The following is a 12816-nucleotide window of genomic DNA, read 5'->3' on the forward strand; positions in this document are numbered from 1 at the left end:
CGACCGACGATGTTGCGATGAAGCCCGAAACGACCTTCCGGCCGGCCAGCGAGCCGGCCGCTGACGCCCCTGAGGCGGCTGCCGAACATGCGCATGCCCATGTCCGGCGCGGCCCGAGTGCACGCCTGCCCACCGAGCATGGCGACTTCACCATTTCCTCTTACTTCGACCGCAGCACCGGCATCGAGCACATGGCTATTCACTGCGGCGAGCTGGCCGGCGCGCGCGAGGTGCTGGTGCGCGTGCATTCCGAATGCCTGACCGGCGACATCTTCGGCTCGCTGCGCTGCGACTGCGGCCCGCAGCTGCGCCTGGCGCTGCAGCGCATCAGCCAGGCCGGCCGGGGCGTGGTGATCTACATGCGCGGACATGAGGGCCGCGGCATCGGCATCGACGAGAAGCTGCGCGCCTACACGCTGCAGGACCAGGGCCTGGACACCGTCGAGGCCAATCTGGCGCTGGGCCATGCACCCGACAGCCGCCGCTTCGAGGCGGCCGCCGAGATCCTGCAGGACCTCGGCGTGGCCTCGGTCAGTCTGATGAGCAACAACCCCATCAAGCTGCTGGCGCTGCAGCAGCAGGGGCTGGAGGTGGTGCAGCGCGAGCCGCACGAGATCGACGCCAACCCCGAGAACGCCGCCTATCTCGCGACCAAGCGCGAGAAGATGGGTCACCTGCTGGCGCTGTCGTCCGCTGCGGTGCCCTCCCCGGCTTCGCGCAGCCGCCGGTAGACGGTGTTGCGGCTGATGCCGAGCCGGCGTGCCGCCTCTGAGAGATTGCCTTTGCAGGCGGCCACCGTGCGGGCCACCTCGGCCGCATCGGGCAGCGCGCGTTCCGCGCGGCCCGGCCCGCCCAGGCCGCCTTTGATGCCTTTCAGGTCCTGCATCGGCTGCTGCGCGAGCGTGGCCAGCTCCTCGCGCAGATCATCCGGCAGATGTTCGAGGCGGATCATGCGCTCATGCGGCTCGAGCTGCACGCTGGCCGCGCGCAGCGCATTGGCGAGCTGGCGCCCGTTGCCCGGCCAGGGGTAGTGCGCCAGAGGCTCGAGCAGATCGGGATGCACCGCCGCCGCCGAGCCCGCCGCGTCGAGCAGTTGGCGGCACAGCGCGGCCAGATCGCTGCGCTCGCGCAGCGGCGGCAGCATCAGCGTCAGGCCGTTGAGCCGGTAGTACAGATCCTCGCGCAGCCGGCCGCAGGCCACCTCGTCGATCAGCCGACGCCGGCTGGTGCAGATCAGCGCGACATCGAGCGGCTGGGCCGGCTCGCCCGGCAGCGGCGCCAGCATGTCGTCCTGCAGCGCTCGCAGCAGCCGCGCCTGCAGCGGCAGCGGCAGATCCGCCACCTCGTCGAGCACCAGCGTGCCGCCTCGTGCGCTGCGCAGCAGGCCCGGCGCCGGCGGGCGCTCCAGCGGTCGGCCGAACAGAGTGTCGTCCAGCAGATCGGCATCCAGGCTGGCGCAGTGCAGCGTCCGCAGCGGCCCGTCGCGGCGCGGGCCGCTGCGGTGCACCGCCTGGGCCAGTGCGCTCTTGCCGCTGCCGGATTCGCCCTGCAGCACCAGTCCGACCGGCGCGCCGCTCAGGCGCCGCAGCCGGCCGACGATCTGGCGCAGCGTCGGATCGCCCAGCGCGAAGCCGGACAGCGCGTCGTCCTGTCCTGGCCTGTCCTGTGTCGTCTGCGCTGACCTGTCCGACGACGAAGGCGAGGGCGACGGCGGCAGGGCATCGTCGGGCTGGCGATCGGTGCGGCGCGCCATGACCTCGATGCTGTGACTGCGGTCGACCCGCAGCCACAGCATCGTGCCGTCCGGACAGCGCAGCGCCCGCGGCTCGGCAGGCGTGCGTGCCATCGCCTCGATGCTGCGCAGGTCCAGGCCGAAGAGGCTGTCTGCGCGCAGCGCGCCGATGTGGCCGCGCTCCAGCTTCAGCATCGACAGCGCCGCCGCATTGGCGCCGATCACCCAGCCATCGTCCGACAGCGCCATCAGGCCTTCGGTCAGGCTGGCAATGCCCTCGGGCCGGGAATGAAAGCGCAGTCGCAGACCCTGCGCATGGCGGGTCTCGAACAGGCGCTGCTCGATCATGCGCGCAGCCGAGCGCACCAGCCCGAGCGTGTGCCGGTGCGCCTGGCGGTGGTCGCTGCTGATGTCGAGCGCGCCGATGATGCGCCCGGCCGGATCAACGATCGGCGAGGCGGCACAGGTCAGGAAGCCGTTGCGGTCCAGATAGTGCTCGTCGCCGTGGATCACCAGCGCCTGCTCCTCGGCCAGGCAGGTGCCGATCGCGTTGGTGCCGCGCCACTGCTCGTGCCAGATCGCGCCGGGGCGCAGCGCCACCCGGGCCGCGCGCTGGCTGAAGCCGGTGTCGCCGATCGCGTCCAGCAGCATGCCCTGCGCATCGGCCAGCAGCACCACGCTGTCGGTGCCGCGGGTCTGCTCGAACAGGAATTCCAGTACCGGCCGCGCGTGCGCGATCAGCTCGTGATGGCGGTCGCGCGCCCGCGCGAGCTGCACCGCCGAGGCATGCGGCCCGGCGCTGCCCAGGCCGGCTGGCGTCAGTCCGGCTTCCTGGCTGCGCTGCCAGGAGCGTTGCAGCAGCGGGGTCAGCGGCACAGGGCCGGCGTGGGGCTCGCCGCGCAGCAAGGCCTGTTTCAGGGGCTTCAGTCGTGGCGTCTTGCCCCCCGCAGGACGTCCGGAATGCTTCATTTCAGTGTTTACCCTTATGTGTTTTCGTGCCGATTGTCTCGTCAGGAGTCAGCCGCTCATGGTCCGATCCGTGACAGGTTTCGCCTTGTGCAGCGGCATCGGGTATGTACTGTCTCGGCGAATGACAGTACGGATCGTCAGGTTGGTCACTGAATGAGCGGTGAACAGCTTTCCAGCAGGAAACGGGCCATTCCTGCCTGAAGGGTCGATCCTGGGGGCGGAGAGCCGCCGGAATGCGCCGGATTCACGGGCTGGCACGACCTTCGCAATGGAGGTGGCATCCCAACCCCTGGCATCAACACTGAAGGAGACATCGATGCTCTACGCGAATCCGAACACCCCGGGCGCCAAGGTCCAGTACAAGCCGCGCTACGACAACTTCATCGGCGGCAAGTGGGTTGCGCCGGTTGCCGGCCAGTACTTCGACGTCGTCACGCCGGTCAATGGCCAGGTCTACACCCAGGCCGCCCGCTCGAACGAAGCGGACGTCGAGCTGGCGCTGGACGCTGCGCACGCCGCGGCCGACAAGTGGGCCAAGACCTCGGTCACCGAGCGCTCCAACATCCTGCTGAAGATCGCCGATCGCCTCGAGCAGAACCTCGAGATGCTGGCCTACGCCGAGACCGTCGACAACGGCAAGCCGATCCGCGAGACGCTCAACGCCGACATTCCGCTGGCGGTCGACCATTTCCGCTACTTCGCCGGCTGCCTGCGTGGCCAGGAAGGCTCGCTGTCCGAAGTCGACGAGAACACGGTCGCCTACCACTACCACGAGCCGCTGGGCGTGGTCGGCCAGATCATTCCGTGGAACTTCCCGATCCTGATGGCGGCGTGGAAGCTGGCCCCGGCGCTGGGCGCGGGCAACTGCGTGGTGCTGAAGCCGGCCGAGTCGACCCCGATCTCGATCCTGGTGCTGACCGAGCTGATCGCCGACCTGCTGCCGCCGGGCGTGCTGAACATCGTCAACGGTTTCGGTCGCGAAGCCGGCATGCCGCTGGCCACCTCGAAGCGCATCGCCAAGATCGCCTTCACCGGCTCGACCGCCACCGGCAAGGTCATCGCCCAGGCCGCCGCGTCGAACCTGATCCCGGCCACGCTGGAGCTGGGCGGCAAGTCGCCCAACATCTTCTTCGCCGACGTCATGGACAAGGATGACGCCTTCCTGGACAAGGCGATCGAAGGTCTGGTGCTGTTCGCGTTCAACCAGGGCGAGGTCTGCACCTGCCCGTCGCGCGCGGTCATCCAGGAATCGATCTACGACGAGTTCATGGCGCGCGTGCTGCCGCGCGTGGCCGCCATCAAGCAGGGCAGCCCGCTCGACACCGACACCATGATCGGCGCGCAGGCCTCGCAGATGCAGATCGACAAGATCAGCAGCTACCTCGAACTGGGCAAGCAGGAAGGCGCGCAGGTGCTGATCGGCGGCGACCGCGCCCAGCTCGGCGGCGAGCTGGCCGGCGGCTACTACATCCAGCCGACCCTGTTCAAGGGCCACAACAAGATGCGCATCTTCCAGGAGGAGATCTTCGGCCCGGTGCTGGCCGTGACCACCTTCCGTGACGAGGCCGACGCGCTGGCGATCGCCAACGACACCGTCTACGGTCTGGGCGCCGGTGTGTGGAGCCGCAACGGCAACACCGCCTACCGCATGGGCCGCGCGATCAAGGCCGGCCGCGTGTGGACCAACTGCTACCACGCCTACCCGGCGCACGCCGCCTTCGGCGGCTACAAGGAATCGGGCATCGGCCGCGAGACCCACAAGGTCATGCTGGACCACTACCAGCAGACCAAGAACCTGCTGGTCTCCTACAGCGAGAACAAGCTGGGCTTCTTCTGATCAGGCATCTCCTGATCGATTGACGAGCTGTCATGCCTTCGGGGGACTTCGGTCCCCCTTTTTCATGGCTTCATCCATCCTTTCACGAGCGGAGAAACGACATGAGCGACATGACACCCCTCACGCGGGTGAGCGCCACTGAAGCCGCGCTGGCACTGATCGCGCAGCTTCAGGCCCGCCATGGCGCGCTGATGTTCTACCAGTCCAGCGGCTGCTGCGACAACAGCGCGCCCAACTGCTATCTGCCGGGCGAGCTGGCCATCAGCCCGAGCGATGTGCTGCTGGGCCACATCGGCGGCATGCCCTTCTACATGAGCAGTTCCCAGTACGCCTACTGGAAGAGCAGCCAGATGATCGTCGATGCGGTGGATGCACCGCTGGGCGGCGACAACTTCAGTCTGGAAGGCCCGCTGGGCAAGGCCTTTCTGAGTCGTTCGCGGCTGTTCACCGACGAGGAGTCCGCCCGCCTCGAGGCCGAGGCACCGCTGCCCCGGCCCTGAGCGGCGCTCTGTCCGTTCAGCCCGCCGCAGGGGAGGGGGCGGCGGCCGGCTGCTCCCGGCTGATGCGCATCGTCACATCGACCGCGCGCAGGTGCTTGGTGATCGAGCCAACCGCGATGCGGTCGACGCCGGTCTCCGCCAGCGCGCGCACCGTCTCCAGCGAGATGCCGCCGGAATACTCGACCAGCGTGCGACCGCCGCACTCCCGGTGCTCGCGCACCATGCGCGCCACGGTGCGCACCAGTTCCTGGGGCAGGCTCTCGACCAGGATCAGCTCGATGTCCTCGTCGAGCGCGATCAGCGTGTCCTCGCGGGTGCGGATCTCGGCCATGATCGGTACGTTCAGCCCGAGCGCGCGGGCGAAGGTGATCGCCTCGCGCAGGCCGCCGGCCGAGGCGATGTGCACATCCTCGATCAGGAAGCCGTCATGCAGACCCAGGCGGTGGTTCAGGCCGCCGCCAGCCAGCACCGCATATTTCTGCGCGCTGCGCAGGCCGGGCAGGGTCTGGCGGGTATCGACGATGCAGGTGCCGGTCGTGCCGACCGCCTCCACATAGCGTCGCACCGAGGTCGCGGTGCCCGACAGGGTCTGCAGGAAGTTCAGCGCGGTGCGTTCGCCGGTGAAGATCGCGCGCGCCGGTCCCGACAGGGTGCACAGCAGGTCGTCGGCCTGAACCGCCGAGCCTTCCGGAACCGTCCACTCGATCAGGATCGAGGGATCGAGTGTGCGGAAGACCGCATCGAACCAGGGCTGCCCGCACAGCACCGCCGCTTCGCGGACCGTCACCTGGGCGGTGACCTGCTGGGCTCGCGACAGCAGCACCGAGGTCACGTCGCCGCTGCCGATGTCTTCGGCCAGGGCGTTCTCGACGCACAGTTGCAGGTCGGCGGGCAGGCTGACGGTGTTCATGAGCGATTTTTTCCTTTTCTGGCGGGCTTTCGTGAATGCGCGATTCTGAGCCATTCGCGCAGAGCGCCGGTTCATGCCGCCATGCAGGGAGGCCTGCTTTGTGACGGAGCGTGCTTTCATGGTCATTTAAAATACTAACAGCTTTGATTCGGGAATGATCTACAGGGAAAGACCGCAATGGCCTTGTCTTGAAAAATTATTTTCGTTAGTATCTTTTTATGGATGCTGCCACCTTGCCCCTGTTCGAACCTGCCCCGGCCGATCAGCTGGTCGCCCGGCTTGAGGCCTGCTTCCATTCCTGGATCGATTCGGCGCCCGCCCGGGGGCCCCGCGGCAATGGCCGGCTGCGCGAGGAGTCGGCACGCATCTATGCCGACATGTGGCAGGCCTTCATCGCTTTCTGCGTGCCGCCTCAGGCCGAGCCGTCTGGCGGCGAGCGCCTCATCCGGCTCGATCCGCTGCGACCGCCTGCTGCGGACGGCAGGGAAGCGCTCGACCGGCAGGCGCTGCTGGCCTTTCTCGAGCATGAGGCCATCCGGCCGCTGCGGCAGGTCCGCACCCGGCGCAGCCGCACCGAACTGACGCCGCGCTACGCCTGGCGACTGCTGCAGCTGATCGACCGGGTGCTCAACCACGCCCGCGAGCAGGAGGATCAGCCTGCCTTTGAACCCGCGCTGGCCCTGATGCAGGAGCCGCCGTTCTGCCATGCCAATGCCGCCGCGCTGACGCCGGTGCCGGAGGTGCTGACCGATGCCCAGTGCGATGCCCTGATCGCGCACTGCACCGAATTCCAGTCGCTGGACCCCGCTGCCGGCGCGTCCTGGAAAGTCCTGCGCGACCGCTGCGCGCTGGCGCTGATGCTGGGTGCCGGGCTGGCGCCCGGGCAGGTCCGGGCGCTGCGGTCGCGCGACGTGAGCTGCGGCGGCGGTCACGGCGATCGTGATCCGGATCTGCCCTGGCGGCTCACCATCGTCGCCGATGGCAGCAGTCCGGAGCATCAGGTGCCGCTGGCGGCGTGGGCCGCCCGCCAGCTTCGCCTCTGGCTGGCGGCCCGGCGCATGCTGGGCGCGGAAATGCAGTGCTCCGAGTGGGTCTTCCCGTCGACCCTGTCGGGCAAGCCCTGGTCACATCCGGCCTGCCACCGCGCGGCGGTCGCGCAGCTCGATGCGCTGGCCATCGAGGGCGGTGCGCCCTTCAGGCTGCGCCACACCTTTGCGGTGCGTCAGCTCCAGGCGGGTCATGCCGAGGAGGATGTCGCGCGCTGGATGGGCTATGTCGATACCGGCCCGATGAAGCGCTACCGCCATCTGCTCACCGCACCGGTGGCCGGCCTGGCCTGAGCAGCGATCAGGAGCGCCGTCGCGCCGTCGCTCAGAGCGGCGTGCGCTCGCAGCGGATCAGCCGCTGGTACTCGCGCCGTGCGGACGGCGTGGCGAAGCGCTCGAACTGATCGAGCAGGCGCGAGAGCTGACGCAGGCGCAGCACCTTGTCGAGCTGCGTCAGGTCGCGGTCGACCGCCACGCGCTCCAGCTCCAGCGCGGCATGCCGATCCTGGCGCTCGACCAGCTGCGCATAGTCGGGGCGGGCGGTCACATAGGCCTGCGCTGCGCCCAGCTCGGTGGCCAGAAAGCGCACATAGGCGGCGGTGTGCGCATGCGCGGCTTCCGGCCAGCGCTGCACCAGACCCCGCTTCAGATCGCCCTGCAGCCGGCTGATCTCGCCCTCGAGCTGGCGCGACTGCTCGTCGATCGCCTGCAGGCGCCGGCCCAGCTGCTCATGGCGAGTGCCGAGGGCACGCTGCAGCATCGTGCCGCGCGCCGGCAGCTTCAGCCGCAAGGCCAGTTCTGATGCCAGCCGGCCATATTCGTTGTCGGGTTCGCTGGTGGTGTCGAGGTAGCGCAGCCAGGCCGGCTGCCAGCGCTCCAGATAGGTCTCGCTGGTCGAGCGCGGCAGATCGGCGTTGTAGCCCTCGATCACCGCATGCACATGGGCCTCGTGCAGCGTGACCTGGCCGTCGCGGTCACGATCGGGCGAGCGCTCCAGCGGCTGGCCGGAGCGATGGCGCCCGCTCAGCGCCGCGAAGAAATAGGTGGTGTAGTCGCGGTAGTCGCCAACCTCGATGCTGGCCGAGCAGCCCTCGGAGAGCCGGTCGGCCGATTCGGCCGCGAAGCCGCAGCGGTTGTAGGCGGCCAGCGTGCGCAGGTCGCGCGCGTCCGGCCGGATCAGCCGCATGAAGCCGCCCGAATAGCACTGGGTGAAGACGAAGCGCAGCGGCGCGCTGGGCGGCGCGTTCGTGGCCAGCCGCTCGAGCTCGCGCACCGACATGCGCGTGTCGTCCCACAGCCGCAGGGTGTTGCCGGCCCGGTCGGAGAGATCGCGCAGGCCGTGGCCGTTGAAGACGAACAGTCCCCGGTCCTGAGGGCCCATCGCGCCGAATTCGCGCGCCAGCGACGGTGCCAGCAGATCGGCCCGGGTACCGTGCACGATGTCCGGTACCCGGTGCTTGCGGTACTGGTTGCCGTTGAATTCCTGCTGGCCGAAGATCCGTGCCAGAGGCTGCAGATTCTCGCGGCTGTCCGCCGGCCGGCTCCAGATCCGCACATCGCGGACTTCAGGCGAGGCATCGGCGAAATACACCTTCAGCGTCGCCCCGGGCGCCACCGAGCGCACGATGTCCGCCACCCAGAGCACATTGAGCTCGATCTGCCCCTGGGAGCCGTCCGGATCGGGGCCGCCGCCCACCAGCCAGACATGCGAGCGGCCTGCGGCCTGCGGTGCGGCGCTGACGGCACCGCTCATCAGCGCCAGCGCGGCCAGCATGGTCGCCCCCAGCCGGGAGAACGCCGACCTGCGCGGCGAGGACATCAGGCGGGACATGTCAGTGCTCCGCTGGAAGCGTGGTCGGCGCATCGTGGCGCTCGGTCAGGACCGGCAGAGGTGCCGGGGCCCGTGTCCGGGCCGGCCGGCTGGGCGTCGTCGCCGCCACGGCATCCTCTTCCTGGAAGACGGACACCGGAAGACGGCGAGCCGGCCGGACGCGGGCGCGGCGGGTGCTCAGCGCATACAGCAGCCCCGCCAGCGCGCAGACGCCGCCCAGCACCAGGGACTGCGGCTGCAGCACCGACAGCCCGGCGAACAGCCCGAGCCCGAGACCCGCGGCGCCGCAGATCAGCATCAGCAGCAGGCCGGAACTCGGTGCAGGCAGCGCCCCCAGCAGCAGGCCGCCCAGCCAGGGCAGTGCGCCCAGCAGATAGAGGGCGCCGACGATCCAGAGCAGATCCAGGCCGAGCTGGCGCAGCAGTTCGCGACGCGGCTCCTGCGCCCATTGCTGCGCCAGCACGCCATCGCCCAGCAGAAGATCGACAGCGGCCAGCCCGCCCAGGGCCAGCACCAGGGTCAGCCAGGGCAGCAGCAGGAAGCCGATGACGGCGCGGCGGTGTATCCAGCGGGAGATCAAGGCGGTGAGGGGAGGAATCGGGATCGAATCGGGGGCGGATCATCGCATGGATGAATCCGCCTCGCCATTCAGCCGGCCTGAACGGGCTGGTGGCGGTGCTCGTGCAGCCGGTGCAGCAGCCAGCCCCTCAGGCTGTCGCGGAAGATCAGATGCTGGCGGACCGGCTCCTGCAGCGGTTTCCACAGATGCGCCCAGGAGGGGCTCGAGACAAAGCTGAGCCGGTCGATGCCCGGATCGGCGCAGGCGGCCTCGATCGCTTCGCGCATGATCAGGTGGCCGGGCGCGATGTCCGACTCTTCCTCGAGATAGGCGATCTTGACCAGATTCATCGTGCGTGCGCCCAGCAGCACGAACTGCGCCGCGATCACCCGGTCGTCCAGCCACAGCAGATGGATGCGGCAGCTGCGATGCCGGCCGAACTGCTCCGCCAGCGTCCGGTAGAAGCCGCTCAGCCCCTCGCAGGCGGCGATCGCGGTGCCGCGTTCGCCCTTCCAGCCTGAAGACTCGACCTGCAGAAAATGCGACAGCGCCTGAGGCAGCGCCGCCGGATCGCTCACCACCTCGAAGCGCAGCGCGCCCCGCGACATCGCGCGGCGCTGCAGGCGCCGCACATTGCCATGATGGCTGCGCGACACCCGCTCCAGCGCCTGGTCGACCGTGCCGCTGCAGTCCAGCCAGGCGCTGTGGCGCAGCAGCTGCGTGTGCTGGTGTGTGCCGGCCTGGGCGCACAGCGCCCGGTCCAGCGCGCTGACGCCGGGCACGCCGTCGATGCGCAGCAGATCCCACGCGGGCAGCTGGCGGGCGCCAGCCCCCTGTAGCCAGGCGCGCATCTGGGTCCAGAGGCGGTGGATGTCCTGATCCGGCGCCAGCGCGATGTCGCAGAGCAGCTGATGCGCATGCACCGGAGTGCGCAGCTCCCGGATGGCGGTCATTCGCCCCACGGCTCTCTGCGACAGCGCCAGCGGCAGCACTGCCAGCAGACGGCCCTGACGCTCGGCACAGACGAAGAACAGCTCGTCCGGATCGTTGCAGAGATGGCGCAGCCGGGCGCCATGCCAGACGGGCTGCCGGAAGACGCAGTCGGTCTGCGTGCCGCCAAGCAGCATCGCCTGCCAGCGGGACTGCAGCCTCATCCAGCCGTGCAGGCCTCGTTCGAGACGGAAGCTCGTCGCGCCGATCTCCTGGACAGCGTGAAACTTCTGCAAAGCAATGTGATCGGCCAGCGCATTCATGGTAACCAATGGTAATCATCAACTATGAATGTGTAAGCGTCTTTGTCTGACTCTCCGACCGGATGCGGGGGGAGCCGCCGGTCAAGGCGACAGCCGATGCGCAAGAATTCGTGTTCCCGACCGTACCTGGACACTGACCGATTGCTGCCATGACCCGACGCGAGATCCTGAAGATGGGCGATGCCCGACTGCTGAAGCCGGCCCGACCGGTCACCGAGGCCGAGTTCGGCACCACCGAGCTGCACGCGCTGATCGCCGACATGGTCGAGACCATGCAGGCGGTGCAGGGTGCGGGCCTGGCTGCGCCACAGATCGGCGTCGATCTGGCGCTGGTGATCTTCGGCTTCGGTGCCAGCCGGCGCTATCCGGACGCACCGGCCGTGCCGGCCACCGTGCTGATCAACCCGGTGATCGAGCCGCTGTCCGACCAGGAGGAAGACGGCTGGGAGGGCTGCCTGTCGGTGCCGGGCCTGCGCGGCGTGGTGCCGCGCTGGTCACGCATCCGCTACACCGGCCGCGACGAGCGTGGCCAGCCGATCGACCGCATCGCCGAGGGCTTTCATGCCCGGGTGGTGCAGCACGAATGCGATCACCTGATCGGCACGCTCTACCCGATGCGGGTGCGCGACTTCAGCCGCTTCGGCTACACCGAGGTGCTGTTTCCCGGCCTGGATGCGGCCGACGACGACTGAGGCGCCGCCGCGCTCCCGGCGCTGCCGGCACGCATCAGGGTCATCGCGGTGCCGATCAGCCCGGCGACCTCGCCCATGTGGCCGGGCACGATCATGGTGTTGTTCTTCTGCGCCAGCTGCGCATAGGCGTCGACCGCCTTCTCGGCAACCTTGAGCTGCACCGCCTGTACTCCGCCGGGCTGCTCGATGGCGGCGGCGATCTTGCGGATGGCCTCGGCGGTGGCGTCGGCCACCGCGGCGATGGCAGCCGCCTCGCCCTGGGCCTGGTTGATCTGGGCCTGCTTCTCGCCTTCGGAGCGGGCGATGAAGGACTCGCGCTCGCCGGTGGCGATGTTGATCTGCTCCTGCTTGCGGCCTTCGGAGGCGGCGATCAGCGCGCGCTTCTCGCGCTCGGCGGTGATCTGCTGCTGCATCGCGTGCAGGATCTCGGCCGGCGGTGTCAGATCCTTGATCTCGTAGCGCAGCACCTTCACGCCCCAGGTCAGCGCAGCCTCGTCGAGCGCGCTGACCACCGCCGCGTTGATCATCTCGCGCTCCTCGAAGGTGCGATCCAGCTCCATCTTGCCGATCACCGAGCGCAGCGTGGTCTGGGCGAGCTGGGTGATCGCCATCACATAGTCGGACGAGCCGTAGCTGGCGCGCATCGGGTCGGTGACCTGGAAGTAGAGGATGCCGTCGACCTTGAGCTGGGTGTTGTCGCGGGTGATGCAGACCTGGCTGGGCACGTCGAGCGGAATTTCCTTGAGCGAGTGGCGATAGGCCAGCCGGTCGATGAAGGGAATCAGGAAGTTCAGGCCGGGCGAGAGCGTGCCGTGGTACTTGCCCAGGCGCTCGACCACCCAGGCGCTCTGCTGGGGCACGACCTTGATGGCGCGGCCGATGAAGAGAATCGTCACGATCAGAATGACCGGGGCAAGAACATCCATCACGGGCTCCTTGGCGTTGAGGGTGTTGCGGGTGTGGCCGGGCGCACGCGCAGCATCGTGCCCTCGACATCGACGATGATGAATTCGCCGGTGGACTGGGCCTGTGCGGCCGGGGTGTCGTCGGTGCAGCGGACGACCCAGTGCGCGCCGCGGTACTGGACGCTGGCGGTGCCGTCGGCGCGCCAGCGCGACACATGCACGGCCTGGCCCCGATCGAGCACCAGGCCGATGTCCGGCGGCGCGTCACCACGGGGACGCCGTCGCCATGTGCGCAGCGCCAGCATCGCGCCACCGCCGATCAGCGCGGCAGTCAGCATCTGCAGCGTGACCGCACCGCCGCCCCAGGCGACCAGCCCGGCGCAGGCCAGTCCGATCGCCAGCAGCAGCAGGAAGACCGTGCCGGAGAACAGCTCCAGCGCCAGCAGCAGCCCCGAGGCGATCCACCAGAGCCGTGCACCATCCAGATCGACATCCATGCCAGTCTCCCGTCCAGCCGAGACGGTCCCAGTGTAGGGGCGCGGCCCGGTCTGCCACCTGATGCGCGTCACATCCCGCCGCAGG

Annotated in this window: 12 protein-coding genes; 5 read left to right on the forward strand and 7 right to left on the reverse strand. The window is 69.0% G+C overall.

What is annotated here, in order from left to right; genetic code table 11:
* Positions 1-17 precede the first annotated feature (17 nt).
* The gene (gene ribA / locus HZU84_RS06160) at positions 18-731 is read left to right on the forward strand and encodes a GTP cyclohydrolase II (RefSeq protein WP_149503524.1); all 714 of its coding nucleotides are present in this window, start codon (positions 18-20) and stop codon (positions 729-731) included.
* Here the strand turns inward: ribA and HZU84_RS06165 are convergent.
* Complete coding sequence (locus tag HZU84_RS06165; protein ID WP_180692813.1) at positions 671-2608, reverse strand: sigma-54-dependent Fis family transcriptional regulator; 1938 nt, start codon at positions 2606-2608, stop codon at positions 671-673. The two genes, ribA and HZU84_RS06165, sit on opposite strands and share 61 nt — an antisense overlap.
* Positions 2609-3017: 409 nt before the next feature.
* Between HZU84_RS06165 and exaC the strand changes: the two genes are divergently transcribed.
* Entirely contained in the window at positions 3018-4538 is a 1521-nt protein-coding gene (exaC, locus tag HZU84_RS06170; RefSeq protein ID WP_149503526.1) for an acetaldehyde dehydrogenase ExaC, read from the forward strand.
* Positions 4539-4639: 101 nt separating this feature from the next.
* Complete coding sequence (locus HZU84_RS06175; RefSeq protein ID WP_375139021.1) at positions 4640-5038, forward strand: DUF779 domain-containing protein; 399 nt, start codon at positions 4640-4642, stop codon at positions 5036-5038.
* 16 nt (positions 5039-5054) lie between these two features.
* On the opposite strand, the gene nadC is transcribed toward HZU84_RS06175, so the two are convergent.
* On the reverse strand, positions 5055-5948 hold the full coding sequence (gene nadC / locus HZU84_RS06180) for a carboxylating nicotinate-nucleotide diphosphorylase (protein WP_180692814.1): 894 nt from the start codon (positions 5946-5948) through the stop codon (positions 5055-5057).
* Between the two features lie 233 nt (positions 5949-6181).
* On the opposite strand from nadC, the gene HZU84_RS06185 reads away from it, so the two are divergent.
* Complete coding sequence (locus tag HZU84_RS06185) at positions 6182-7288, forward strand: tyrosine-type recombinase/integrase (protein WP_180692815.1); 1107 nt, start codon at positions 6182-6184, stop codon at positions 7286-7288.
* A gap of 31 nt (positions 7289-7319) precedes the next feature.
* On the opposite strand, the gene HZU84_RS06190 is transcribed toward HZU84_RS06185, so the two are convergent.
* From HZU84_RS06190 to HZU84_RS06200, 3 genes are all read right to left on the reverse strand, one after another.
* Positions 7320-8825, reverse strand: a complete 1506-nt coding sequence (locus HZU84_RS06190) for a hypothetical protein (protein WP_149503528.1) — start codon at positions 8823-8825, stop codon at positions 7320-7322.
* A 1-nt stretch (position 8826) separates the two neighbouring features.
* Entirely contained in the window at positions 8827-9405 is a 579-nt protein-coding gene (locus tag HZU84_RS06195; RefSeq protein WP_149503529.1) for a hypothetical protein, read from the reverse strand.
* Positions 9406-9473: 68 nt separating this feature from the next.
* The gene (locus HZU84_RS06200) at positions 9474-10538 is read right to left on the reverse strand and encodes a GNAT family N-acetyltransferase (protein ID WP_180692816.1); all 1065 of its coding nucleotides are present in this window, start codon (positions 10536-10538) and stop codon (positions 9474-9476) included.
* Positions 10539-10786: 248 nt separating this feature from the next.
* Between HZU84_RS06200 and def the strand changes: the two genes are divergently transcribed.
* Positions 10787-11329, forward strand: coding sequence for a peptide deformylase (gene def, locus HZU84_RS06205; protein WP_149503531.1), 543 nt, complete (start codon positions 10787-10789; stop codon positions 11327-11329).
* Here def and HZU84_RS06210 read toward each other — a convergent pair.
* On the reverse strand, positions 11281-12255 hold the full coding sequence (locus tag HZU84_RS06210) for an SPFH domain-containing protein (RefSeq protein WP_149503532.1): 975 nt from the start codon (positions 12253-12255) through the stop codon (positions 11281-11283). The two genes, def and HZU84_RS06210, sit on opposite strands and share 49 nt — an antisense overlap.
* Entirely contained in the window at positions 12255-12731 is a 477-nt protein-coding gene (locus tag HZU84_RS06215; protein ID WP_149503533.1) for an NfeD family protein, read from the reverse strand. The genes HZU84_RS06210 and HZU84_RS06215 overlap by 1 nt, the downstream gene beginning before the upstream one ends.
* Between the last annotated feature and the right edge of the window lie 85 nt (positions 12732-12816).

Source organism: Sphaerotilus sulfidivorans (assembly GCF_013426975.1).
Lineage (GTDB): Bacteria > Pseudomonadota > Gammaproteobacteria > Burkholderiales > Burkholderiaceae_C > Sphaerotilus > Sphaerotilus sulfidivorans.